At 32.9% G+C, this 25,904-nt stretch carries 19 protein-coding genes; 18 read left to right on the forward strand and 1 reads right to left on the reverse strand.

Going from position 1 to position 25,904, the window contains the following annotated elements; all coding sequences use genetic code 11:
• Positions 1 to 127 precede the first annotated feature (127 nt).
• The 9 genes from IRZ99_RS04080 to IRZ99_RS04120 all read left to right on the forward strand — a co-directional run bounded on the left by IRZ99_RS04080 (position 128) and on the right by IRZ99_RS04120 (position 14,141).
• Positions 128 to 3,853, forward strand: a complete 3,726-nt coding sequence (locus IRZ99_RS04080) for a SusC/RagA family TonB-linked outer membrane protein (RefSeq protein WP_194656043.1) — start codon at positions 128 to 130, stop codon at positions 3,851 to 3,853.
• Positions 3,854 to 3,864: 11 nt separating this feature from the next.
• Complete coding sequence (locus IRZ99_RS04085; RefSeq protein ID WP_194656044.1) at positions 3,865 to 5,343, forward strand: RagB/SusD family nutrient uptake outer membrane protein; 1,479 nt, start codon at positions 3,865 to 3,867, stop codon at positions 5,341 to 5,343.
• Between the two features lie 16 nt (positions 5,344 to 5,359).
• Positions 5,360 to 6,220 (forward strand): substrate import-associated zinc metallohydrolase lipoprotein, encoded by an 861-nt coding sequence (locus IRZ99_RS04090; RefSeq protein WP_194656045.1) that lies wholly within the window; start codon positions 5,360 to 5,362, stop codon positions 6,218 to 6,220.
• A 10-nt stretch (positions 6,221 to 6,230) separates the two neighbouring features.
• Entirely contained in the window at positions 6,231 to 7,577 is a 1,347-nt protein-coding gene (locus IRZ99_RS04095; protein ID WP_194656046.1) for a DUF4302 domain-containing protein, read from the forward strand.
• A gap of 477 nt (positions 7,578 to 8,054) precedes the next feature.
• Positions 8,055 to 8,801 (forward strand): 3-oxoacyl-[acyl-carrier-protein] reductase, encoded by a 747-nt coding sequence (gene fabG / locus IRZ99_RS04100; protein WP_194656047.1) that lies wholly within the window; start codon positions 8,055 to 8,057, stop codon positions 8,799 to 8,801.
• An 86-nt stretch (positions 8,802 to 8,887) separates the two neighbouring features.
• Positions 8,888 to 10,915: a hypothetical protein gene (locus tag IRZ99_RS04105; protein WP_194656048.1), complete on the forward strand. Its 2,028-nt coding sequence runs from the start codon at positions 8,888 to 8,890 to the stop codon at positions 10,913 to 10,915.
• Between the two features lie 124 nt (positions 10,916 to 11,039).
• Positions 11,040 to 11,939, forward strand: coding sequence for a LysR family transcriptional regulator (locus IRZ99_RS04110; protein WP_194656049.1), 900 nt, complete (start codon positions 11,040 to 11,042; stop codon positions 11,937 to 11,939).
• A gap of 75 nt (positions 11,940 to 12,014) precedes the next feature.
• Positions 12,015 to 12,992, forward strand: a complete 978-nt coding sequence (locus tag IRZ99_RS04115) for a YeiH family protein (protein WP_194656050.1) — start codon at positions 12,015 to 12,017, stop codon at positions 12,990 to 12,992.
• A 150-nt stretch (positions 12,993 to 13,142) separates the two neighbouring features.
• A complete protein-coding gene (locus tag IRZ99_RS04120; protein WP_194656051.1) occupies positions 13,143 to 14,141 on the forward strand; it encodes a zinc dependent phospholipase C family protein in 999 nt (332 codons plus the stop codon).
• Positions 14,142 to 14,359: 218 nt separating this feature from the next.
• On the opposite strand, the gene IRZ99_RS04125 is transcribed toward IRZ99_RS04120, so the two are convergent.
• Positions 14,360 to 16,450, reverse strand: coding sequence for an LTA synthase family protein (locus IRZ99_RS04125; protein WP_194656052.1), 2,091 nt, complete (start codon positions 16,448 to 16,450; stop codon positions 14,360 to 14,362).
• Between the two features lie 208 nt (positions 16,451 to 16,658).
• Between IRZ99_RS04125 and IRZ99_RS04130 the strand changes: the two genes are divergently transcribed.
• The 9 genes from IRZ99_RS04130 (at position 16,659) to hisF (ending at position 25,885) form a co-directional block, all read left to right on the forward strand.
• Positions 16,659 to 17,324 carry a response regulator transcription factor gene (locus IRZ99_RS04130; protein ID WP_194656053.1) on the forward strand — a complete coding sequence of 222 codons (666 nt, stop codon included), beginning with the start codon at positions 16,659 to 16,661 and terminating at the stop codon, positions 17,322 to 17,324.
• Positions 17,325 to 18,704, forward strand: a complete 1,380-nt coding sequence (locus tag IRZ99_RS04135) for a HAMP domain-containing sensor histidine kinase (RefSeq protein ID WP_194656054.1) — start codon at positions 17,325 to 17,327, stop codon at positions 18,702 to 18,704. It begins immediately after the preceding gene.
• Positions 18,705 to 19,033: 329 nt separating this feature from the next.
• The gene (gene hisG / locus IRZ99_RS04140; RefSeq protein ID WP_065450122.1) at positions 19,034 to 19,891 is read left to right on the forward strand and encodes an ATP phosphoribosyltransferase; all 858 of its coding nucleotides are present in this window, start codon (positions 19,034 to 19,036) and stop codon (positions 19,889 to 19,891) included.
• Between the two features lie 100 nt (positions 19,892 to 19,991).
• Entirely contained in the window at positions 19,992 to 21,275 is a 1,284-nt protein-coding gene (gene hisD, locus IRZ99_RS04145; RefSeq protein WP_194656055.1) for a histidinol dehydrogenase, read from the forward strand.
• Positions 21,276 to 21,366: 91 nt separating this feature from the next.
• Positions 21,367 to 22,413: a histidinol-phosphate transaminase gene (hisC, locus tag IRZ99_RS04150; protein WP_194656056.1), complete on the forward strand. Its 1,047-nt coding sequence runs from the start codon at positions 21,367 to 21,369 to the stop codon at positions 22,411 to 22,413.
• Between the two features lie 57 nt (positions 22,414 to 22,470).
• The gene (gene hisB / locus IRZ99_RS04155) at positions 22,471 to 23,607 is read left to right on the forward strand and encodes a bifunctional histidinol-phosphatase/imidazoleglycerol-phosphate dehydratase HisB (RefSeq protein ID WP_194656057.1); all 1,137 of its coding nucleotides are present in this window, start codon (positions 22,471 to 22,473) and stop codon (positions 23,605 to 23,607) included.
• A gap of 76 nt (positions 23,608 to 23,683) precedes the next feature.
• The gene (hisH, locus tag IRZ99_RS04160; protein ID WP_194656058.1) at positions 23,684 to 24,265 is read left to right on the forward strand and encodes an imidazole glycerol phosphate synthase subunit HisH; all 582 of its coding nucleotides are present in this window, start codon (positions 23,684 to 23,686) and stop codon (positions 24,263 to 24,265) included.
• A 56-nt stretch (positions 24,266 to 24,321) separates the two neighbouring features.
• Positions 24,322 to 25,044 (forward strand): 1-(5-phosphoribosyl)-5-[(5-phosphoribosylamino)methylideneamino]imidazole-4-carboxamide isomerase, encoded by a 723-nt coding sequence (gene hisA / locus IRZ99_RS04165; RefSeq protein WP_194656059.1) that lies wholly within the window; start codon positions 24,322 to 24,324, stop codon positions 25,042 to 25,044.
• Positions 25,045 to 25,129: 85 nt separating this feature from the next.
• Positions 25,130 to 25,885 carry an imidazole glycerol phosphate synthase subunit HisF gene (gene hisF / locus IRZ99_RS04170; RefSeq protein ID WP_194656060.1) on the forward strand — a complete coding sequence of 252 codons (756 nt, stop codon included), beginning with the start codon at positions 25,130 to 25,132 and terminating at the stop codon, positions 25,883 to 25,885.
• The last annotated feature ends 19 nt before the right edge of the window (positions 25,886 to 25,904 follow it).

Consider the following 25,904-nt stretch of genomic DNA (forward strand, 5'->3'; position numbering starts at 1 on the left):
ATAAAAAAAGTGCCGAAATGCTGTAACATTATCGACACTTATAAAATTGAATTCCTCTCTGTAAAGAGTAATTCAGTACGTTTCTTAGAATACACGCGAACAGTATTAATCAAAACAAACCAAAATTATGAAAAAACCAGTTGTTAAACAACGATTACTCCATCGAATCATGAAAATAACGCTATTTCAGTTTGTCTTAGCACTTGTGTTTTCAAGTGTTACTATGGCAAACAGTGTAAATGGGCAAAGAAAACTAGATACAAAAGTCACAATTACAGTTGCAAATTTAACTTTAGACAATGCATTATCTAAAATAGAAAAATCGGCACATGTAAAATTTTCGTATAATTCAAGATTGCCACAATTAAATCAAAAGGTTAGTATTCAGGCAAATGAGGAAACTTTATCAAGTGTTCTTAACCGAATTTTAGTGCCTTTCAATATTACTTACTCAGAAGTTAGTAATCAGATTATTTTGCAAAAAAATGCGAGTTCAGATCCATTTTCAAATGCAGCTAATCATGATTCGCTTTTTGAAATATTAACCGGTCCTATTATTAAGGGAAAAATAACAGATGAAACTGGAAGTCCGTTGCCTGGGGCAACAGTTATGGCAAAAGGAACTAAAATTGCGGTTTTGACCGATTTTGATGGTAATTTTTCTATTGAAATGCCGGCTAATAGTACCGTAATTGTGATTTCTTATGTTGGAATGGAAACTAGAGAAGTTGGAATCTCTAACACAAATCCAACAATAGTTTTAAATGAATTAGGTCAAAATTTGAAGGAAGTTGTCGTGACTACTGGTTACGAAAAAACCTCTAAAAGAACATTTACAGGAGCTATCAGTAAAATCTCAGGAACTGAATTGAAGGTTGATGGGGTTGTTGATGTAAGTAGAATGATTGAAGGTAAAGCAGCGGGGGTTACTGTACAAAATGTCACAGGAACTTTTGGTACGGCACCTAAAATTACAGTTCGTGGATCTTCTTCTATTTTTGGCGACACAAAACCTTTATGGGTAATTGATGGAGTTGTGCAGGAAGATATTATCAATATGTCATTTGCAGATTTAGCATCTGGAAACTCAGAAACATTATTGAGTTCATCTGTTGCAGGTTTAAATGCTAATGATATCCAAAGTATTGAAATTCTTAAAGATGCATCGGCTACCTCAATCTATGGTTCAAGATCATTAAATGGAGTTGTAGTTGTAACAACAAAGCAGGGTCGTAGGGATTCACCTTTAAAAATATCATATGGTTTAGAGCAAACTGTTAGAACCGTTCCAAACTACAGCCAGTATGATATTTTAAATTCTCAGGAATCGATGAGTATTTTTAAGGAAATGGAAGCTAAAGGATACCTTGATTTGCCTTCAACTGTAAATGGAAGATATGGTGGAGCATATAACATTTTGGGAAGAGCAATAAACACATATAACCCTGAAACAGGAGGTTATTTAGTAAATAACGATCCTGTAAGCCGCAATAATTTCCTGAGAAAATATGAAATGGCAAATACAGATTGGTTTAGTGTATTATTTAGACCATCAATTACACAGAATCACTCTTTAAGTTTCTCTGGTGGAGGAAAAAACAATACATTTTATGCTTCATTAGGTTATTATACAGATCCGGGATGGACGATTGCCGATGATGTAAAACAAATTTCAAGTAACATCAAAGGTACATTTTATGTAAATGATAAATTGAATATTACCTTATCTACACTAGCGTCTATTCGAGATCAGGGAGCCCCGGGAAGTTATGAAAGCGAGAAAGATGTTGTTTTTGGTAAAGTAACTCGTGATTTTGATATTAATCCATTTAATTATGTATTAAATACAAGTAGAACCTTGCGTCCATACGACGAAAATGGTAACCTGGAATATTACAGAAATAACTGGGCAAAAATGAATATTGTTAACGAATTGGCCAACAATTATATGGAAATTGAGGTAAAAGATATTCGTTTTCAATTGGATTTAGATTACAAAATATCACCGCAATTAACTTATAATTTAACAGGCTCAGCTCGTTATGCAAACACAAGTCGTGAACATAAAATATTAGAAGGTTCAAACGTTGTTGGAGCTTACAAAGCCGGAACACCAGATGGTGAAGATGGAGTTAATACTCTTGTTAGAAATGATAATATCTTTTTGTACCAGGATCCTAACGATTTAAATGCCCCAAAAGTTTCTGTCTTGCCAAACGGAGGTTTCTTAAGAAAATTCACTAACGACATGACATCTTATAACTTAAGAAATAGTATTAACTACAGAAATACATTCAGCGATAAACATGAAGTAGAAGGCTTGTTTGGAACTGAGATGAGAGTAGTTGACAGGTCAAGCGATAATTTTACGGCTGCAGGTCTACAATACGATAGAGGATTGACAGCATTTACAGACCCAAGAATAATTGAAAAAATAATTAATGGGGGAGATTCATATTATGGTTTTAATGAAGAAAAAGAAAGAACGGTTGGTTTCTTCGGGAAAGTAGGTTATACTTACGATCGTCGTTATACAGCTTCTCTTACAGGGCGTTATGATGGATCAAACAGACAAGGAAATAGTGACTCATCAAGATGGCTTCCAACCTATACTTTTAGTGGAAAATGGAATGTAGCTGAAGAAAAATTCATGAAAAACGTGGAGTCTGTAAATACTTTGGCATTAAGAGCTTCTTATGGTTTGACTGCTACAGCAGGTCCTGCAACAAACTCTTTGGCAATCTACAAAAGTGCTGTCACAGATCGTTTCAATCTTGATGACAGAGAAACTGCGATTAGAATTGAAGAATTACAAAACAGTGACCTAACGTGGGAAAAACAGTTCGAAACTAACATCGGAGTTGATCTTGGAATGTTTAACAATAGAGTTCAATTTACTACAGATGTTTATCGTCGTAAGGCATTTGACCTAGTTGACTATGTAATTACTTCAGGAATTGGTGGTCAAAGAATTAGACAAGGAAATAATGCCGATATGGAAACTAAAGGTTTAGAGGTTGCATTTACCACTAAAAACTTTGATAATAAGGACTTTAAATGGTCTACAACACTTAATTTTTCAGTTTATAACCAAGAAATCACAAGACTTGAAAATACACCAACAGCATTTGATTTAGTTGATTCTAATGGAGGAAATACAGTTGGGCATCCTAGAAATTCATTATACTCATACCAATTTACAGGTTTAAATAATCAAGGTCTTCCAACATTTATTTTGCAGGATGGAGCTGAAAATAATATTACAGAGGCTAATTTTCAGGATAATTTAAATGTTACAAAATATTTAAAATATGAGGGATCAATTGAGCCAAATAAATCTATTGGTTTAGCGAATACATTTACTTATAAAAACTGGTCTTTATATGTATTTTTTGTTGGGTCAGGAGGAAACAAAGTTCGTTTAAATCCAATTTACGACAGTACTTATGATGATTTAACTGTATTTACAAAAGATTTTACAAACCGTTGGATCAATCCAGGAGATGAAAATTATACTAACGTCCCAGTTATCGCAGACAAACGTTTAAATGCGAATTATGATGGAGCACGTAACCTTGCAAAAGCGTATAATACCTATAATTATTCTGATGTCCGTATTGCAGATGGGGATTTTATTCGATTGAAAAATATATCATTAAGTTGGGAGTTCCCTAGTGATTTCAAGAGAAAAATAGGAGTAAGTACATTTACTATAAAAGGATCTGCGGTTAATCCATGGTTACTTTATTCTGATAAAAGATTGAATGGTCAGGATCCTGAGTTTCGTAATTCGGGAGGAGTTGCTTTACCAGTAACATCTCAATATACTTTTACTTTAAACCTTTCATTATAATAGTCAAAATCATGAAAAACTTAAAAATAACATTATCCCTTTTAATACTTATATGTATTACTAGCTGCGATGATTTTCTATCAGAAAAACCAGATAACCGAACTGAAATTGACACACCTGCAAAAATTTCAGAACTGCTAGTTGAAGCTTATCCTCAAATGAGTTACTTCGAGATTGCAGAAACAATGTCAGATAACGTTTTTGATAGCGGAATGCAAGAAACATTAGCAAATAACGAGCAGAACTATAACTGGTTGATTCAGACTGAAACGACAAATATTGACACACAGGCTTACTATTGGGATGCATGCTATAAAGCAATCGCCCACGCAAACAAAGCTTTGCAGGCCATCGATGAATTAGGAAATCCATCAAGTCTTAATCCGCAAAAGGGAGAAGCTCTTATCGCGAGAGCTTACTCTCACTTTATGTTGGTTTCACTTTGGTCAAAACGTTACAATCCTGCTACTGCTACATCAGATTTAGGAGTTCCGTACGTAACAAAACCAGAAACAGAATTGTTGACTAAATACAAAAGAAATACAGTTGCCGAAGTTTTTGATTTTATTGAAAAAGATATCGAAGAAGGTTTAAAATATGTAACAAATGATTACAAAGAACCAAGATTTCATTTTAATGTAAATGCATCAAAAGCTTTTGCCAGTAGATTCTATTTAGTAAAAGGAGACTGGGACAAGGTTATCGAATTATCAGATGATTTGGGTTCAAGACCAGAAGGTAAATTAAGAGATTTTTCTACTTATGAGTCTATAGGTGTTGAAGATCAGCAATTAAAATACGCAAGCAGTAATGTTGAAACTAATTTGTTGATTGTTTCTACAAATTCAATTGTGAGTAGAGTGTATTCTTTAAACCGTTTTAATCTGTCAGGTACAGGCCGACCAGAAATTTTTGGAGGAAATACAAACCTTTTTGGAAAAGCATATTACTATAACTTTTATTCATCTAACGGTAGTATCACCTTATTTCTTCCAAAGTTTTATGAATATTTTAAATACTCAAATGTAACAGCTGGAATTGGAGATCCTTATGTAGCCGAAGTTTTACTTAGTAATGATGAGTTTTTCTTAAACAGGATAGAAGCCCATGTTATGAAAGGTCAAATAGATCTGGCAAACGATGAATTAGAATACTTTTTAGCAACAAGAACTCCAACATACGATAGTACAACAGATAAGTTGTCTGAGGCAAGAGTAGTAGAGAAATTTCCTGTTGTTCAAGATGAATACACTCCGTTTTATACAATGACGCCAGTGCAAACCTCATATGTAAAAGCAATTGCAGAAACAAGAAGAAGAGATTTTATACATGAAGGCTTGAGATGGTTTGATATCAAGCGTTTTAATATTGTGGTAAAACATGAAACGTCAAATAAACCGGCAAATATATTAGTAAAGGATGATAACCGTAGAGCGTTGCAAATTCCATTGCATGCATCAAGTACCGGAGTAGAACTAAATCCTAGATAATCTTAAAATTAAAATTATGAAATTATTAAAATATAATAGAATTGCGGTTTTAGCAATAGTTTCGATAGCTCTAATTTCATGTGCTGGAGATGATCAGCTGGGAGAAAGTCAATTAGACTATACACAGCCAGTAAAAACAAATTTAGACAATTGGATCACAACAACTTATTTAAATCCATATAATATTAATGTACAATATAAATGGAATCAAAATACGGTTGATAATAGTCGTTATTTATTTCCTCCAACAATTAATAAAGTAAAGCCTGCACTTGAAATTGTTCAGACAATATGGCTTAAAAGTTATGCAACAATCGGAGGTGCGGATTTCGTAAAAAAAATAGCACCAAGAGAAATTGTTTTGGTTGGCGGAGTAAACTTAAATAGTGTAGGTACTAGAACTTTAGGTTTGGCCGAAGGCGGACAGCGCGTTACACTTTTTGAAACTGATTATATCGATCAATCAAATCGCGCAAACGTATCGGAGTTTATACATACCATTCAGCATGAGTATATTCATATTTTGAACCAGAATAAACCGTTTGATGAAAAAGCGTGGAAGCTCTTGACACCAGGAGGCTATACAGCAGATTGGTATAATTATAAAATTCCGGTATCAAATGAACTTGGGTTTATTACAAGTTATGCAAGATCAAATATCAATGAAGATTTCGCAGAAACGGCTTCAATGATCTTAATCTATTCAAAAGCAGAATATGCTGCATTTTTAGCTGGTATTAAAAGTCCGACCGCTCTTGCTGCGTTAAAAGCAAAAGAAGCACTTGTAGTCAAATATTTCAAGGAAGCTTTTAATATGGATTTCTATGCTTTAAGAGATGAGGCCGAAAAAAACACAACAGCTGTAATAAATAATTAAAAGAACTATTATGAAAATAAAACACCTATATAAGTACTTATTTGCAGCACTTTTAGTTCTGCATTTAAGCAGCTGTAACGATAATACAGATGCTGAACAAAAGTTTAGCCAAACACCAACAGAGCGTTTAAATGCTCAAAAAACTGAATTAAATGAATTATTGCTTTCTTCAGAATTTGGCTGGAAAGCAGTTTATTTTACTGATAATACGGTTTTAGGCGGATATACTCATTTATTTAGGTTTGCCAAAGACGGAACTGTCCAAATGGCTTCCGACTTTGATAGTGATACTAAGACGTATAAAAGTGAATACGAAATTCAGTTAGGCAGTACTGTTAGTGTCGTTTTTACCACTAAAAACAGAATTCACCTTTTATCAGACTCGAATAGTTATCCCATTCCTTCGCTCGAAGCAAAAGGATATTTGGGAGATTTTCAATTTTTGTATTACGGACAAGAAAACGGTGATATTGTTTTTAAAACCAATAGAAATAATCGTGAATTGCGTTTTGTAAAAGCAACAGCTGAAGATTGGACAGATTTGCCAAAAAATCTTGTAATGGAACAAAATGTTATAGGAGGTGCAGACAGGCCGCTTTTTAGACTGCTTGAAACTAATGATGGTACAACTACGCATAAATTTGATTTCTCATTTACGACGGCAACTCGTTTTGCTGAATCAAATTCTATCGAAAGTGGCTATTCTGTTAGCTATAATATGGGAGTTGGATATACTCCAACCGGAATTTTGGTAAGTCCTGCAGTTGAAGTGGGAGGGCAAAAATTAACCGATTTTACTTATAATGATGCTGATGGAAGTTTTACAGCAACTGGAACAAATGGTGTAAGTGCTGTTATAAAATATACAGACAAACCTTTGGCTCTTACTGATGATTATAAATTATTGCTTCCTGGACAACCATTTGGCTGGTTTGGATTCTTTATAGATGATTATACTGTAGAGGCACCAACAAACTCAGCATTGTTTTATTCAGAATTAGAAAAAATTAATGCCGCCTTACCAGAGGGGCAAAGTATTTCAGCGATTGAAATTTACAGTAATACTGGTATTGGTACCGTCATTTATTACAGTTTCGTAGGGAGAGCACCTTTGCAGCATTTCGTTACTGTTGAAGAAGATGAACCTGGTAAAAAAATGATCCTTAAGCATCAGTCCTGGAACGGAAATACAACTGTAGCAACGCCTGCAATCCTTGCAAGTTTTGATAAATACTTGATGGATCCAGAGGGAATTTATGTAAAAAAAGAAAGTTTCAGATTAGTTTATTCTGAACCAGTTTATACCTTCACTAGTGCGTCAAGTCCTTTTAGAATGACCACTTGGAAGCTTAATTAAAAATTTTTTAGTTTTGATTTTAATTTTGGAGGAAGGGCAGCTCATTTTTTTGAGCTGCTTTTTTTATTTCACTAAAGGCTAAAACGCTTTTATCTGCGAAACTGTGAAAGAAATCAATGGTGAATAAGATTTGAACCTGAAAAAACGCCAACTATTTTTAGAATTATTTTCATTTACTGTACAAAAATTTTACTACTCGGTACTCAGACTTTGTTATATTGAATTTTTCTGCCGGAAAGCTTGATTTTATTGATTTGATGAATAATACTTAATGGTTTTTGTTTCTGTTTTTATTTACTATCATAGCCATTTACATTAGTTTTTAGGATAAATGGATTGATATTTTTTTTAACGCATAAAGTGCATTGTTGATAGGTTATTGCGATTGTTATTTTTTTAAAAAGGGAATTATCATATATTTGACGAGTCATTCATAGCAGGAATAGCTACAAATAAATATTAAAATTAATTTTGAATATGAAATTACTAGAAGGAAAAGTTGCCATTATTACGGGCGCTAGTCGTGGAATTGGAAAAGGAATTGCTGAAGTATTTGCTAAACATGGAGCAAATGTTGCTTTTACATATAGTTCGTCTGCAGCTTCTGCAGAAGCATTAGAAGCTGAATTGAACGCTTTAGGAGTTAAAGCGAAAGGATACCAATCGAATGCGGCCGATTTTAATGAAGCGCAAACTTTTGTTGATGCTGTTTTGGCTGATTTTGGAACAGTTGACATTTTAATTAATAACGCCGGAATTACAAAAGATAATTTATTGATGCGTATGTCAGAAGCTGATTTTGATCAGGTTATTGATGTAAACTTAAAGTCAGTATTTAATATGACTAAAGCAATTCAAAGGACTTTCTTAAAACAACGTGCAGGTTCTATTATTAATATTAGTTCAGTAGTTGGAGTTTCCGGAAATGCTGGTCAAACAAATTATGCAGCGTCTAAAGCTGGTGCAATTGGTTTTACAAAATCAGTTGCTTTAGAGTTGGGTTCTCGTAATATTCGATGTAATGCAATCGCTCCGGGATTTATTGAAACTGAAATGACCGCAAAATTACCTGAAGATGTAGTAAAAGGATGGAGAGAAGGAATTCCATTGAAGCGTGGAGGAACTACTGAAGATGTTGCAAATGCATGTCTTTTCTTAGCTTCAGATATGAGTGCCTATGTTACTGGACAAGTACTTAATGTTTGTGGAGGAATGTTAACCTAAGATACTAAGGTTCTAAGTTGCTAAGATTCTAAGGTTTTGTTCTGAGATCTTCGAATTATTAATCTTCCAATCATTAAATTAAATATATGACTACAAATACGATTCTATTATTATTGCTTTCATTAGTAATAGCGGGTGGTTTGTCATATTTTCAATATTATTTTAAAGCCAAAAACAAATCCAATGTGATTGTGTTTTTGGCTTTTTTACGTTTTCTTGCCATTTTCGGATTATTGGTTTTATTAATAAATCCAATCGTTTCTAAAAATTCACTTGAAATAACAAAAACACCGCTGGCAATTACAGTTGATAATTCGAGTTCAATCGTAGCTTTAAAATCAGACAAAAAAGTTGCTGAATTATATCAAAAAATAATTTCAAATCCTGCGCTTCAGGAAAAATTTGACATTCAGTCTTATCAGTTTGATGCAGATTTTAAGCCTTCTTCTACATTTGATTTCAAAGGAAAACAAACTAATCTTGATGAAGTTGCTAAGAACTTAAAAAGCATCAACAAAAACCTGATTTTCCCAACAGTTATAATTACTGATGGAAATCAGACTACAGGAAACGATTATGTATATCGTTTTGATCCTGTTAATAAAGTTTATCCTTTGGTTGTGGGAGATACAACCACGTTTTTTGATTTAAAAATTAATCAGCTTAACGTAAACAAATACGCTTTTCATAAAAATAAATTTCCCGTTGAAGTTTTTCTACAATATGCCGGAGATAAAGCTACAACGGCAGATTTTACAATTTTGCAAGGAAATTCGGTTGTTGCAAAAGAGAAAGTTTCTTTTTCTCCTTCTAAAAAAACAGCTACAATAAATATACTTCTTCCTGCTGATAAAGTAGGATTGCAAATTTTTAAAGCAAGCATTTCATCTAACGCAAAAGAGAAAAACAGCTACAATAATATTAAGAATTTTGCCGTTGAAATAATTGATCAGAAATCTACAATTGCGATTGTTTCGTCTATAAATCATCCAGATATTGCGTCATTAAAACGTTCTATTGAAGTTAATGCACAACGTAAAGTAATATTGGTTAAGCCAAATGAAATCAATTTATTGCAAGAAGTTTCTGTTTTAGTTTTATACCAGCCAACAACAGCTTTCAAAGCAATATTCGACAATAATAAATTAGCAGGAAGAAACACTTTTATCATCACAGGAAACAACACCGATTTCAACTTTTTAAATCAACAGCAAAACAATTTGGTTTTTAAAATGAGCGGACAAAGAGAAGATTATTTATCCGAATTTCAATCTCAGTTTAATTTGTTTGCCATTGAAGATTTTGGTTTTGGAAATTTTCCACCGTTACAAAATTTATTCGGAACAATTTCAACCAATGGAAATGTATCTGTTTTGCTTTCTTCAAAAATTAGAAACGTTGCTACAAATGCACCTTTATTGGCTTTCGCCGAAAATCAGGGAAAAAGAACCGCTTTTTTATTAGGAGAAAACAGTTGGAAATGGCGTTTGCAAAGTCATATTGACAATCAGTCCTTTGAAAAATATGATGTTTTCATAGATAAGATTATTCAATATTTGGCTTCTTCAACTTCTAAAAAATCTTTGGTTGTAACACATGAAAGCTTTTACAATTCAGGAGAGGCAATTGCAATCAACGCGCAATATTTCAATAAAAATTATGAGTTTGATGAAAAAGCGAGACTTACTATTACCGTTACAAACGCTGAAACAAAACAAAGTAAAAATTACGATTTATTAAAAGGAAATAATTCGTTCTCTGTAAATCTGGACGGTTTAACAGCCGGAAAATATAATTTCTCTGTAAAAGAACTAAACTCAAATACATCTTATTCAAGTCATTTTGAAATTTTAGATTTTGATATTGAAAAACAATTTGTAAATCCCGATGTTTTAAAATTGAAACAATTGGCATTACAAACAAATGGAAAAGCCTTCTTTGAGAATCAGGCAGATGATTTAATTAATGCTCTTTTAGAAAACAAAGAATATAAATCGATCGAGAAAAATATTTCGACAAAAACACCGTTAATTGATTGGGTTTGGTTGTTGATTTTAATTGCTGCTTTATTGACTACTGAATGGTTTGTAAGGAAATATAACGGATTGCTTTAAAAGAGGTACAAAGAAGCAAAGGTTCATAGGTTCATAGGTTTTGTAGTTTGTGCTTAACCTGAAACTTTAAACATGACACGAGGCTTTAGTCGAATTGGCGAAGGAAACAAAAAGAACAAATACTATGGATTTCAGGCTAAAAGTATTCTACACCGTTGCACTCCGCTTAAACTTTACTAAAGCGGCAACTGAATTGTATATCTCACAGCCAGCAGTTTCAAAACACATTCAGGAACTCGAGGAAACCTATAAAATCAAACTTTTTGAGCGAAATGGTTCTAAGATTGCTCTAACTCCGGCAGGTGAAATTCTTTTAAAACACACCAAAAGCATTTTTGAAATTTACAGGGAAATCGATTTTGAAATGAGTTCATTTATCAATGAACGCCAGGGATTGCTGAGATTAGGGTCAAGTACTACCATTTCGCAATATATTATTTCTCCTGTTTTGGCACGATTTCATCAAAAACAGCAAGATATCAAGGTTAATCTGCTGAATGGAAATACAGAACAAATTGAAAATGCCTTAATTAATAAAGAAATTGAAATTGGAATTGTTGAAGGACAGTCAAAAAATCAATCAATAAAATATATCCCATTCTTAAAAGACGAATTAGTTTTAGTCTGTAGAAGCGGAAATCCGTTGGTACAGGAAAGTGAAATTGCTGTAGATGATTTAAAGTCAATGCGCTTTATAACCAGAGAACGTGGTTCAGGAACACTTGAAGTTATAGAATATGCTTTAAAACAAATTGGCGTAAAAATGACAACTGATTTACACGTCGAAATGCAATTAGGAAGTACCGAAAGTATAAAATCATATTTACTAAATTCAGATTGTTTTGCTTTTATGTCAATCCACGCAGTTGGTAATGAACTTAAAAATAATGAATTGATTGTTCTGGATGTTGAAAATTTGTCTATTGAAAGATACTTTTACATCATCACTTTAGTCGGAAAATCTGATTCATTATCAGAACTTTTTATTCAAAATTTATCAGATTACTATAATTTAAAGTTATAGTCAATTGTAATTTACGATTGGTGTTTTCAAAATATATGGCAGACCTTTGTACAATAATTATCAATATAGCATATTTTGAAAACACAGCAACATTCTGAAAGCCATTTATTCGAAGTGAATCTTTATTTCCAGCAAGCCGTTTTCGTATTAATAATCGTGTTATGTCTGTTTTCGATTATTTCTCCTCCAATAGCTTTATTATTGGGAGTTTTGACTGTCAATGTTTTCGGAAATCCATTTGTTGAATTTAATAATAAAGTGATAACTTTTTTATTGCAATTTTCAGTTGTTGGTTTAGGTTTCGGAATGAATGCTTCAGCAGCAATCTCAGCTGGAAAAGAAGGTTTTCTACTAACTATTTTCTCTATTTTTAGCACTTTAATTTTTGGAGCACTCTTAGGGAAATGGCTCAAAACAGAGAAAAAAACCTCACATTTAATCTCTTGCGGAACAGCAATTTGTGGTGGAAGTGCTATTGCAGCAATTTCTCCGATAATTAAATCAAATGAAAATCAGACTTCTATTGCTTTGGGTGTTATTTTTATTCTGAATTCTATTGCGTTATTTGTTTTTCCATTTATCGGCCATCAACTTGATTTGTCTCAAAAAGATTTCGGATTGTGGTGTGCTATTGCTGTTCATGATACCAGTTCTGTAGTTGGTGCAGCAAATAAATACGGTGCAGAAGCTTTACAGGTTGCAACAACAGTAAAATTAGCCAGAGCTTTGTGGATTATTCCAATTTCACTCGGAACAGTCTTACTTTTTAAAAAACAATCCGGAAGTGTCGGGACAAAAATCAGGATTCCGTATTTTATTGGTTTGTTTATTTTAGCCATGCTTTTCAATACCTATGTGCCGGAAACAGCCATTGTTGCTCCGCATATTGTGAGTATCGCGAAGATCGGTTTAACTATAACTTTGTTTTTAATTGGGGCAACTTTAAATGTAAATACTTTAAAATCAGTAGGAGTAAAGCCTTTGCTGCAAGGAGTTTTTCTTTGGATATTTATTGCAACTTTAAGCTTGGTGGCAATTTTGTATTTTAGCTGATTCAACTAATTAATAATAATTGAAAAAATGATTTTATTGCAATTATATCTTCAAAAACCTGAAAAAAATTAAATTAATACATTCTTAGTTGGTTTCCTTTTGAATTTCCTTTAAATGAGATAAATTTGCCCCCTCAAACAAATTTAAAAAATGAAAAACATTAAAATGAAACCAGGACTAATTGCTTTTCTTGCGTTAGGAATTGGATTTTTGACCTTATCATGGGGAATCGTTGGTCACGAGCGTATTAATAAAGCAGCAGTAATGGCTTTGCCTCGCCCAGTACAAATATTTTTTTACAATCATATTGATTTTATTACACAGGAAGCTTCTGTTCCGGACATTCGTAAATATGCACTGAATTATAAAGATGAGAATCCAAGACATTATTTTGATATGGAAAATTTTGGTTCTGCTGACAGTTTGCCGAAAACGATGGAAGAAGCTAAGAAAAAATACAATGCTAAATTCTTGAATGACAACGGAATTTTACCTTGGTATATCGAAGATATGATGGTTAAATTAACGAAGGCTTTTAAAGATAAAAACAGAGCAGAGATTTTATTTCTTGCTGCTGATTTGGGTCATTATATTGGTGATGCTCATATGCCACTACATACTTCTGCAAATCATGACGGACAATTAAGCGATCAAAAAGGAATTCATTCCCTTTGGGAAAGCAGATTACCTGAATTGTTTGCTAAGAATTATAAACTAAATGTTCCACAGGCCCAATATTATGAAGATGTTCATAAAGCAGTCTGGGATATGATTAATGATACACATAGTTTAGCTCAGCCGTTATTGGACATAGATAAAAAACTAAGAACTGCAACTCCTGAAAATCAGGTTTTCAAGATGGATGCTGACGGGAAAGTTTTGAAGACTAAGTATAATACTGCTGTTTTCTCAGAAGATTATGCTAAAAAACTACACAAAGAGTTGAACGGAATGGTTGAAAACCAAATGCGAAAAGCTATTACTGCAACAGCTAGTTTTTGGTACACCGCGTGGGTTAATGCAGGAAAACCTGATTTAAGTGATTTAGATTCATCTGCAGTTACGCAAAGAAATAATCAAGCTTTAAAAGATGATCTTGAAATGTATCAAAACGGAAATCTTTTCGGAATGCAGAATCAAAATGATTAAAAAATTTTGTTTCAAGTTTTTTTGTTTCAGGTTTCAAGTTGAAATGAGAAACAATAACTTAAAAGAAAGCCTCAAATTCAATTAGAATTTGAGGCTTTCTTTTTACCAATCATAGCGAACTTTGCGTAAAACCTTTGCGAGCTTTGCGGTTAAACCTAAAACCTAAAACCTAAAACCTGAAACCTGAAACCTGAAACTTGAAACTTGAAACAAAAAAACTACTTTTGATATTTCTTTTTCTTCAGCATACCTGAAGCTGTCTGATAAAACGAGATAGTTTCATTGATCAAATCAGTCCTTTCTGTTTTTAATGGAATTTCGTCATAATAAATTTGATATTCCTGAGCTACTCCAGGCTTTGGATTCAATTTTAACTTATATTGTTTTACGGTTTGTTTTGGGGATAAAATCGTCAAAACATTATCTTTTATAAATCCTAAATCCTGATAAGTTGCAATGAAAGCTCTTGGTTTATAACCTGGTTTTAAAACATCCTGGCCAAAAAACTTACTTTGATAATCAAAATGTAATAATCCAAAAAGCGTTGGCATTAAATCAATTTGAGACATCAACTGATTGTATTTTGATGGTTTTCCGGTTGGATCATAAATAAAAGCAGGAATTCTGTATTTGTCTAAAGGGAGTTGTGTTTTTCCAGCACTAGAGGCACAGTGATCAGCCACAATTACAAATACAGTGTTTTTAAACCATGGTTGTTTACTGGCCATTTCAAAGAATTTTCTCAATGAATAATCGGTATATTTTACACCACCATCTCGAGATTTAATATCTCCAGGAATGTCAATTTTATTATTAGGGTACGTAAATGGCCGGTGGTTGCTTACCGTCATAATATGATTAAAGAAAGGTTTGTTTTCCTTGGCTTCAGCATTCATTAATTTTATAGACTTTCTATACATGTCTTCATCACAGACCCCCCAAACATTTGAAAATGTAATTTCATCAGGAGAAAAACTTGATTTATCTACAATTTGATAACCATTTCCAGAATAGAAATCCTGCATGTTATCAAAAAAAGCATCTCCACCATACATAAATTTTACATTGTAGTCTTTTTGTTTGAAGATAGATCCGGTAGAAAATTTATTTTTATTATCTTCTCTTTTTACCACACTTTCTCCAGCGGTTGGGGGCAGACATAAAGTTACAGCTTCAAGCCCGCGAACAGTTCTGTTTCCTGCAGCATACAAGTTGGTAAATTGAAGACTTCTTTGTGCTAAACTATCTAGAAAAGGTGTGATATTTTGCTCATTTCCATAAGATTTCATGTACTCAGCACTTAAACTTTCGATCGTAATTAAAACGACATTTTTATGATTTTCAAGAGAATCTCCTTTGATATCTCTATTCGTGTCATCTCCCGTTAAATTTGAAAATTGTTGCTTTAAAATTTCAGAAGCTTTCCCATTTGGAAGCGTTTTGTAAAATTTGAAATAATCTAATTTGTTATTCTGAAAAGCTAAATAAAACTTATATAATCCATTAGCTTGTAATTCATTAACAAAAACATTTTTAGAGTTTTCTGTTTTTGCTAAAGTTGGAATAGCAATTAAAGAAATTAAAACCAAAACGATATAAACTCCGGAAAGCTTTAATTTTTGATTCAGATTTGGAATTTCTGCAATAAAGGTTTTAGAATTTTTAAGGATAAAATAAGTCGTAATTCCAGTTACAAGAAATAAACCTGAAAATAAGGGGATTACTGGATAAGACTGCATAATATTTCCAATAACTTCATTTGTGTAAATCAGGTAATTAACGGCAATAAAATTGTATTTTACACCAAATTCATTCCAAAAGAAATATTCGCTAAGACTATTTTGAAGAATTAATAAAACGTACAAGAAGATCACAAAAGCAAATAACCAAAATCTAATCTTATCTCTCCATTTTGGCAGAAAAAGTAGAAGAGCAAAAAGGGCAGTTTTAATTCCGATGAAAATTAAAATAATTCCTGGTAATGCGCCACCGTATTCATCAAAAATACTTTTTCCAGAGGCTACATATAAAAACAGCGCAACAAAAACTCCAAGAATAATATATCCTGAAGGCTTATTGTATTTAGAATTCGAAACAAAAATTAGATATAACCACAAAAAAATACTAGCTATAACAAAGACAAAAAAATCTGAAATAAGGCCTAAACTAAAAATTTTAAGACTCTGAAAAATGGTGAAAGAGCTTTGTGTAATGGGATGAAAAAAGAGAACAATTCGCAATAGAAAACTTATAATAAAATAGAACACTGCAAGATTGTATAAAGGAGAAAGTTTCTTGTAAAAAGTCATGAAATTATTTTTCACAAAATTAATTCCGGTTCATTAATTCGGGATTAAGTTCAGCTTTTACCTTTGTTAGAGTTGACTTAATATTCGCTTAAGATAAATAAGTTTTTGTGGTATTGATATGGTTTTTAGTCATTTCCAAAATTTTAAATTTTTACCTTTGATTAATTAAATTAAAGACGAAGAATATAATTTTAATAAAAAAGAACAAATGCATATTTTAATAGTAGAAGATGAGATAGGAATTGTTCAGTTTTTAAAACAAGGGTTGCAGGAAGAAGGATATGAAGTCACTACAGCGAGTGATGGTTCTAAAGGTTTTGAATTGGTTCATAATCAACAATTTGATTTAATATTATTGGATTGGATGTTGCCTAAAATCAATGGATTAGATTTGTGTAAAGCCATTAGGGTTAAAGACCAGAGGACACCAATTATTTTTCTGACTGCAAAAGATACGGTTCAGGAAACTATAGAAGGTTTAAAAGCCGGGGCCAATGATTATATCAAAAAGCCATTTAGTTTTGAAGAATTGGTAGAACGCATTAAAGTTCATTTTAGAAACAGAAAAGGAACTGAAACGTTAACTTTAGGAACCATTAAAATCGATTTATCAAGGCATATTGTCTTGAAAAATGAGGAAGAAGTAGCTTTGACGCAAAGGGAATTCGAATTATTAACTTATTTAATTCAACATAAAGGAAAGGTTTGTACCCGAAATCAAATACTAAAAGACGTTTGGGAAATCAATTTTGAATATGATACCGGAGTTATTGATGTATTTATGAACGCTATTAGAAAAAAACTCAATTTAAAAATTGAAGAAGATTATATAAAAACAATACGTGGTATAGGTTATATCGCAAACGACTTATAGATGGTACAAATTTCCTTTAAAAACAGAATTGCCTTAAACTATATAATCACAACCGGTTTGTTGATTTTTGTGGTTTTTTCGTTGATTTATTCTATTGTAAAACACACTGCATATAGTCATATTGATGAAAATTTAAAAACTGAAATTAAGAATCATTTAGCAGAAATTAAGGTTGTCGGTGATAAAGTTGTTTTAATTGATGAGGAAGAATGGAATGAGCGGGAACATAATACGGTAGATGTAAATCCGGTTTTTGTAGAATTTTTGGATTTGAACAAAGAGATTATTGAAAAAGCACCCAATTTGAAAACACAAACACTTGAATTTAATGACTTTGTAGGAGATTATGAGTTATTTGACACTAAGATGGGGGATCACGCAATAAGACAGATCCAGGTTCCGATTCATGTTAAAAAGAAACAAATTGGGTATGTTGTTGTTGCCATGTCTTTGGCCGATTCAAAAATGGTATTAAATAATTTGTTCGATATCATGTGTTTGTCTTTTTCGGCAATTTTATTACTGTTATTCTTTATTGCCAGATTCTTTGCCGGACGAAGTATAAAACCGATAAATGCTATCATAAATACGTCAAAAATTATTACGAAAGACAATCTGAAAACGAGAATTCCATTGCCCAAAACGCGTGACGAATTATATACGCTTTCAAAAACCATAAACAATTTATTAAACCGAATTGAAGACGCTATTGAACGTGAAAAGCAGTTTACTTCAGATGCTTCACATGAGTTAAGAACGCCTTTAACAGTGATTAAAGGAACACTTGAGGTTTTAATTCGTAAACCACGTGATAATAGCGAATATGAAGAAAAGATAAATTATTGTATAAATGAAGTGGATCATTTAAATATGCTTGTTGATCAGCTTCTTTTGATGGCGCGTTTCGAGAATCAAAAGCAAAACATAAATACCGAATCTGTTTACTTGAACTCTATAATTTTGGACGTTCTGACATTAAATTCCGGAAAAATAAGTACTAAGAATCTTGATGTAAAATTTGATGCTGAACAGGCTTTTTATATTCAATCTGATAATTTTTTAGTGATAACCATTCTGAGGAATATTATTTCGAATGCAATTAAGTACAGTAAAAATAATGGCGAAGTTTTGATTTTACTTTCGAAAGAAAACGGAAAAACAATCTGTAAAATATCAGATAAAGGAATCGGAATTGCAAAAGGAGATTTAGAAGCAATCTTAAATCCATTTTTTAGATCTAATTCTACCGATCACCCTGAAATAAAAGGAACAGGATTAGGGTTGTCCATTGTAAAAAGAACAACGGAATTACTGGATATTCAATTTAAAATTGAGAGTGAAATAGAAGTAGGAACCACTGTAGTTTTGAGTTTTAACTAAAACGTGAAAACGTTATAGTGAATTGAAAAAACGTAATAAAAACGCTGTCTGAAATATTTTTTAACAATAAACTATCGTTAAGTTAAATTAAAAATTGCTTTTTTATGAAATTAACTAGTATATTTGCAACCGAATCAAAGAATTATAAAACAAACCAAACAATGATTTCAAATCAATTACATCATCATCATTTTCATTATTGCTCTCAGGCGATGTGTTAATGGTATGCATGTAAATCATCATATTTTAAAACCCGTTTGAGTACATCAAGCGGGTTTTTTAATTCCAATTCTTTGTACTCAAACTATTAATAAGCAAACAACTAAAAAATGAGTACTTTAAAAATTGCAATTCAAAAATCAGGTCGTTTAAACGAAGACAGCATCCAAATTCTAAAAGATTGCGGTATTTCGATCAACAATGGAAACGATCAATTAAAAGCAGAAGCTTCCAATTTTCCTTTAGAAGTTTTGTATTTGAGAAATTCAGATATTCCTCAATATCTAATTGATGGAGTAGTAGATTTAGCCATTGTTGGAGATAATTTATTAGTAGAAAAAGGAAAACATATTGAGGTAATTCAAAAACTGGGATTCTCAAAATGCAAGGTTTCAGTAGCTGTCCCTAAAACTTTTGAATATAATTCTATTCAGGATTTAGCAGGTTTACGAATTGCAACATCTTATCCAAACACTGTTAATGAATATTTCAATTCTTTCGGCTTAACAGTTGATATTCACCAAATTTCAGGTTCTGTAGAAATTGCACCAAACATTGGTCTTGCCGACGCTATTGTAGATATTGTTTCTAGTGGAAGTACTTTGTTCAAAAATAATTTAAGAGAAGTTGAAGTGATTCTGAAAAGTGAAGCTGTTTTGGCAGTTTCTCCTAAAGTTTCTCCGGAAATTCAGAAGCACATTGATACTTTAAAATTCAGAATTCAATCGGTTTTAAGAGCGAGAAATTCAAAATATATTTTGATGAATGTACCAAACGATAAAATTGATGAAATCGGAAAAATTCTACCAGTTTTAAGAAGTTTAACTGTTTTGCCATTAGCGCAGGAAGGTTGGAGTAGTGTTCATTCAGTAATTGATAAAGACACTTTTTGGGACGTAATCGACAAACTAAAAGAAGCAGGAGCTGAAGGAATTTTAGTTTGCCCAATTGAGAAAATGGTTCTTTAGGACTTCGTCCGTCTTAGGCTTTAGGTTTTACGCTTTAAGCCAGGAAAACACAAAGTTAAAAAGCTTAAAGCTTACAGCTTATAGCATAAAGCATAAAATAATGAATAAAATAGACAATCCAAAACCAGATACCTGGTCAGAAATATTAAAAAGACCAACCAAAACGATCGATGATATCGAAGTTACGGTTAAAGAAATTTTTAAAGAAGTACAGAAAAAAGGCGATGAAGCCGTTGCAAAATACACTTCTATATTCGACGGAATCACTTTAGATAATTACGAAGTTACTCCTGCAGAAATTGAGGAGGCAATTGCTTCAATTTCAGACGAATTGAAAAAATCAATTCAATTGGCAAAAGAGAATATTTTAAAATTTCACACTGCCCAAAAAACAGATAGAATTTCAGTTGAAACAATTGAAGGTGTAAATTGCTGGCAGGAAAAAAGACCAATTCAAAAAATCGGGTTGTATATTCCGGGAGGAACGGCGCCTTTATTTTCAACCGTTTTAATGTTAGCAGTTCCTGCTGAAATTGCAGGTTGCAAAGAAATCGTTTTGTGTTCACCACCAGACAAAACTGGAAAAATTAATCCGGCAATTTTGTATACAGCCAATTTGTGTGGTGTTACTAAAATATTAAAAGTAGGCGGCATTCAGGCAATTGCCGGTATGACGTTTGGAACACAATCAATCCCGAAAGTGTATAAAATTTTCGGGCCCGGAAATCAATTTGTAACGGTAGCAAAACAATTAGCAACGCAATTTGGAGTAGCCATCGACATGCCGGCGGGACCGTCAGAGTTATTGATTGTTGCTGATGATACAGCGGTTCCGGCATTTGTAGCTTCTGATCTATTATCTCAGGCAGAACACGGAACTGATAGCCAGGTAATTTTAGTTTCAACTTCAAACAAGTTAATCGATGCCGTCGAAGAAGAAATTCAAATTCAGCTTGAAGCACTTCCACGAAAAGAAATCGCTAAAAAAGCAATCGAAAATTCGAAATTGATTTATGTAGAAAATGATCAGATTGCATTGGATCTAATCAATGAATATGGACCGGAACACTTTATAATCTGTTCCGAATATGATGATTTCTATTGCAACGGGATTGTAAATGCAGGTTCCGTTTTTATTGGCAATTATACTCCGGAAAGTGCTGGAGATTATGCTTCAGGAACTAATCATACGTTGCCAACAAACGGTTATGCAAAGAATTACAGCGGAGTGAATTTGGATAGTTTTATGAAATCGATGACGTTTCAGAAAATCTCTAAAACTGGAATTCTAAACATTGGGAAAGCTATTGAAATTATGGCTGAAGCCGAAGGTTTACAAGCGCATAAAAATGCTGTAACACTTCGTTTAAAGAGTATAGAGTAAAGAATATAGAACAAAGAATGTAGAAAAATTTTAGATAAAGCGAGAATTCTATTCTCTATATTCTATACTCTATATTCTAAAATTTAAGACAATGAAATTCGATATAAATACAATAACACGTGAAAACGTTAAGTCATTAAAACCTTATTCTTCAGCACGAGATGAGTTTGAAGACTTTGATACTGCTGAAATGATTTTTTTAGATGCCAATGAAAATCCGTTTCAGAATGGTGTAAATCGTTACCCGGATCCGCAACAAAGCTCAGTTAAATCGATTTTAGCGAAGAACAATAGCGTAAAATCAAGTCAGATTCTTTTAGGGAACGGAAGTGATGAAGTTTTAGATTTACTTTTTAGAGCTTTTTGCGAACCTAAAGTTGATAATATTATTTCGCTACCTCCGACGTATGGAATGTATAGCGTTTTGGCGAACATTAATGCAGTAGAAAACAGGGAAGTTTTACTTTCGATAGATTTTCAGCCACAAGTGGAGAAAATTTTAGAAGCTGTTGATGCCAATACAAAAATCATCTTTTTATGCTCGCCAAATAATCCAACTGGAAATTCTTTTTCTGATGAAAGTGTGGTTAAATTGCTTCAAAACTTTAAAGGTTTGGTTGTGATTGACGAGGCTTATATTGACTTTTCAGACAAGGAAAGCTGGCTTATAGAAATTGACGAATATCCAAATCTGGTTATTACACAAACGCTTTCAAAAGCGTACGGTTTGGCAGGAATTCGTTTAGGGATTTGTTATGCTTCTGAAGCTGTAATTTCGGTTTTAAATAAAATAAAACCTCCTTACAATGTAAACGAATTAACACAGCAAAGGGCGATTGAACGTTTAAAAGATTCTGATAAAATAAAACAGGAAATAGCTTCTATAATTGAACAAAGAGAAGAGTTACTTAAAGTTTTACTAGAAGTGTCTTTTGTTGAGAAAGTTTATCCTACAGAAGCTAATTTCGTTCTGGTAAAAGTAGATGATGCCAACAAAAGATATGACGAATTAATTGCAAAAGGAATTGTAATTCGTAACAGAACAACTCAGCCTTTATGTGAAAATTGTCTTCGATTCACGATTGGAATTCCGGAGGAAAATGCCGTTTTAATTAAAGAATTGAAGTTATTGAAATAGTTAAGTAAAAAGACCTAACAGGTTTTTAAAACCTGTTAGGTCTCGAAAATATAAATTATGAAAAAAGTACTTTTTATCGATCGTGATGGAACGATTGTTTTAGAACCTGAAAATTATCAGTTAGATGCTTTGGAGAAAGTTGAATTTTATCCAAAAGCTTTTCAGTATTTGGCTAAAATTGCAAATGAATTAGATTACGAATTAGCAATGGTAACCAATCAGGACGGTTTAGGAACGGATAGTTTTCCGGAAGATACGTTTTGGCCAACGCAGAATTTCATTTTAAAAGCCTTTGAAAACGAAGGTGTTTTGTTTGATAAGATTTTTGTGGACAGATCGTTTCCAGAGGATAATGCGCCAACACGTAAACCAAGAACCGGAATGCTGACGAAATATTTGAATAATCCAGAATATGATTTAGCAAATTCTTTTGTTCTGGGAGATCGTTTGACGGATGTTGAATTGGCAAAAAATCTAGGTGCAAAAGCAATTTTCATTAATAATAATGATGGAATTGGAAGCAATGAAATTTCGTCGAAACGTGAAGAATTAGATGAAACTATTGTTCTTCAGACAATGAGTTGGAAAGAAATTTATGAGTTTTTGAAATTAGAAGCACGTTCGGCTTCGATTACCCGTAAAACCAATGAAACTGATATTTTTATCAATTTAAACTTAGACGGAACGGGAAAAAGCAAAATCGAAACCGGAATTGCTTTTTTCGATCATATGTTAGACCAAATTTCACGTCACGGTCAAATGGACTTAGAAATCCTTGTAAAAGGCGATTTAGAAGTAGATGAACACCACACGATTGAAGATACTGCCATTGCTTTAGGAGAAGTTTTTGCAAAAGCACTTGGCAATAAATTAGGGATAGAACGTTACGGATTCTGTCTTCCAATGGATGATTGTTTAGCGCAAGTTGCTATAGATTTTGGCGGTAGAAACTGGTTAGTTTGGGAAACCGAATTTAAACGCGAAATGGTAGGCAAAATGCCGACAGAAATGTTTTACCATTTCTTTAAATCGTTCTCTGACGGCGCCAAAGCGAACATCAATATAAAAGCGGAAGGAACAAATGAACACCACAAAATTGAAGCGATTTTTAAAGCTTTCGCAAAAGCAATAAAAGTAGCGGTGAAAAGAGATACAGAGAAAATGATTTTGCCTTCAACCAAGGGGATGCTGTAAAAAGTTTCAGGTTTCAAGTTTCAGGTTGCTCAACAGAACTTGAAACTTGAAACCTGAAACAAAACAAACAAAAAAAATGAAAATAGTAATTATAAATTACGGAGCAGGAAATATTCAGAGCATTATGTTTGCTATTGAAAGGCTTGGTTTTAAAGCTGTTCTAAGTAATGACCCTGAAGAAATTCAACAGGCTGATAAAGTAATTTTTCCTGGCGTTGGTGAAGCAAGCTCGGCAATGAAAAAACTGAAAGAAAGTGGTTTGGATAGTTTGATTCCGAATTTGAAACAGCCGGTTTTGGGAATTTGTTTAGGAATGCAATTGATGTGTAAATCATCTGAAGAAGGCGATACCAAAGGTTTGGCGATTTTTGATGTTGATGTGATTAAGTTCACGTCAAAAGTAAAAGTGCCACAAATGGGATGGAATCAGATTTACAATCTAAAATCGGATTTGTTTAAGGGAATTTCCGAAAATGAATTTATGTATTTGGTGCATAGTTTTTACGCTCCAGATTGCGCTGAAAGTATTGCTACAACGAATTATGAATTAGAATATGCATCGGCATTGCAAAAAGATAATTTTTACGGAACACAATTTCATCCGGAAAAAAGCGGAGCTGTTGGTGAGAAAATATTAGAGAATTTTTTAAAAATGTAGAAAAGGATTTAAAGACTTTATGACTTTAGACTTTCCAACTTTAAGACTTAAATAAAATGAGAATAATACCAGCCATAGATATCATTGACGGAAAATGTGTTCGTTTGTCAAAAGGTGATTACGATACGAAGATAATTTACAATGAAAACCCGCTTGAAGTAGCAAAATCATTTGAAGCACACGGAATCGAATATTTACATTTAGTAGATCTTGATGGTGCTAAATCAAGTAAAATTGTCAATTATAAAATATTAGAACAAATTGCGACACAAACAAGTCTGCAAATTGATTTTGGCGGAGGCTTAAAATCCGATGATGATTTAAGAATCGCTTTTGAAAGCGGTGCAAGTCAGATTACCGGCGGGAGTATTGCAGTAAAAAACAGAGCAATTTTCGAAAAATGGATTTCAGAATACGGTTCAGATAAAATCATTTTAGGCGCTGATGCCAAAGATGAAAAAATAGCTGTTTCAGGCTGGTTGGAAGATTCAGATGAAGATTTGATTCCGTTTATTCAGCAATATCAAATGAAAGGAATTCAATATGTTATTTGCACTGACATTGCCAAAGACGGAATGCTGGAAGGCCCAAGTTTTGATTTGTATGGAAAAATTTTGAAAGAAGCGAATGGCATAAAACTAATTGCTTCCGGTGGAATTTCAACATTTGATGAATTGCCAAAATTAGCTCATTTAGGCTGTGAAGGAACGATTATCGGAAAAGCAATTTATGAAGGCAGAATCAGTTTGAAACAACTAGAAAATTTTATAATTAGATAATGAGAAAATTAGTCAATTAGATAATTTATGCGAAACGTCAAAAATTATCTAATTATCAAATTTTCTAATTGACACATTAAAAAAAATGTTAGCAAAAAGAATCATTCCTTGTTTGGATATAAAAAACGGAAGAACCGTAAAAGGCGTTAACTTTGTTGACTTACGCGATGCGGGCGATCCTGTAGAATTGGCGAAAATTTATTCGGCTGAAGGTGCTGATGAATTGGTTTTTCTGGATATTTCGGCTACTGAAGAACGTCGAAAAACGTTAGTCAATATGGTGCGAAGTGTGGCGGAGAAAATCAATATTCCGTTTACTGTCGGTGGGGGAATTTCATCTGTTGAAGATGTTGAAATTCTACTGAATAACGGTGCTGATAAAGTTTCGATTAATTCATCGGCAGTAAAAAATCCGCAACTGATTAATGATTTGGCACAGAAATTCGGAAGCCAATGTGTTGTTGTGGCTATCGATGCTAAACAAATTGACGGACAATGGATTGTGCATTTAGTTGGCGGAAAAGTCCCAACAGAATTGAATTTATTCGATTGGGCTGTAGAAGTGGCTGAACGCGGAGCAGGAGAAATCTTATTCACATCCATGGATAATGATGGAACTAAAAATGGCTTTGCTAATGAAGCTTTGGCTAAATTATCAGAATTAATTAATATTCCGATTATTGCTTCGGGAGGTGCAGGAAATATTCAGCATTTTGTAGATTCTTTTAAAGTAGGGAAGGCGGATGCAGCATTGGCTGCGAGTGTTTTTCACTTTAAAGAAATTGAAATTAAAGCTTTGAAAAACGAATTAAGAAATAATAATATAGAAGTTCGAATTTAGTTTTGACTTTAAGACTTTC

The organism is Flavobacterium sp. LC2016-12 (assembly GCF_015351595.1).
Taxonomy (GTDB): domain Bacteria; phylum Bacteroidota; class Bacteroidia; order Flavobacteriales; family Flavobacteriaceae; genus Flavobacterium.

What these genes read in the sequence shown, in the direction of transcription:
- IRZ99_RS04080 (WP_194656043.1), top strand. Translation starts at nt 128, where the DNA reads ATGAAAAAACCAGTTGTTAAACAACGATTACTCCATCGAATCATGAAA.
- IRZ99_RS04085 (WP_194656044.1), top strand. Translation starts at nt 3,865, where the DNA reads ATGAAAAACTTAAAAATAACATTATCCCTTTTAATACTTATATGTATT.
- IRZ99_RS04090 (WP_194656045.1), top strand. Translation starts at nt 5,360, where the DNA reads ATGAAATTATTAAAATATAATAGAATTGCGGTTTTAGCAATAGTTTCG.
- IRZ99_RS04095 (WP_194656046.1), top strand. Translation starts at nt 6,231, where the DNA reads ATGAAAATAAAACACCTATATAAGTACTTATTTGCAGCACTTTTAGTT.
- fabG (WP_194656047.1), top strand. Translation starts at nt 8,055, where the DNA reads ATGAAATTACTAGAAGGAAAAGTTGCCATTATTACGGGCGCTAGTCGT.
- IRZ99_RS04105 (WP_194656048.1), top strand. Translation starts at nt 8,888, where the DNA reads ATGACTACAAATACGATTCTATTATTATTGCTTTCATTAGTAATAGCG.
- IRZ99_RS04110 (WP_194656049.1), top strand. Translation starts at nt 11,040, where the DNA reads ATGGATTTCAGGCTAAAAGTATTCTACACCGTTGCACTCCGCTTAAAC.
- IRZ99_RS04120 (WP_194656051.1), top strand. Translation starts at nt 13,143, where the DNA reads ATGAAAAACATTAAAATGAAACCAGGACTAATTGCTTTTCTTGCGTTA.
- IRZ99_RS04125 (WP_194656052.1), bottom strand. Translation starts at nt 16,450, where the DNA reads ATGACTTTTTACAAGAAACTTTCTCCTTTATACAATCTTGCAGTGTTC.
- IRZ99_RS04130 (WP_194656053.1), top strand. Translation starts at nt 16,659, where the DNA reads ATGCATATTTTAATAGTAGAAGATGAGATAGGAATTGTTCAGTTTTTA.
- IRZ99_RS04135 (WP_194656054.1), top strand. Translation starts at nt 17,325, where the DNA reads ATGGTACAAATTTCCTTTAAAAACAGAATTGCCTTAAACTATATAATC.
- hisG (WP_065450122.1), top strand. Translation starts at nt 19,034, where the DNA reads ATGAGTACTTTAAAAATTGCAATTCAAAAATCAGGTCGTTTAAACGAA.
- hisD (WP_194656055.1), top strand. Translation starts at nt 19,992, where the DNA reads ATGAATAAAATAGACAATCCAAAACCAGATACCTGGTCAGAAATATTA.
- hisC (WP_194656056.1), top strand. Translation starts at nt 21,367, where the DNA reads ATGAAATTCGATATAAATACAATAACACGTGAAAACGTTAAGTCATTA.
- hisB (WP_194656057.1), top strand. Translation starts at nt 22,471, where the DNA reads ATGAAAAAAGTACTTTTTATCGATCGTGATGGAACGATTGTTTTAGAA.
- hisH (WP_194656058.1), top strand. Translation starts at nt 23,684, where the DNA reads ATGAAAATAGTAATTATAAATTACGGAGCAGGAAATATTCAGAGCATT.
- hisA (WP_194656059.1), top strand. Translation starts at nt 24,322, where the DNA reads ATGAGAATAATACCAGCCATAGATATCATTGACGGAAAATGTGTTCGT.
- hisF (WP_194656060.1), top strand. Translation starts at nt 25,130, where the DNA reads ATGTTAGCAAAAAGAATCATTCCTTGTTTGGATATAAAAAACGGAAGA.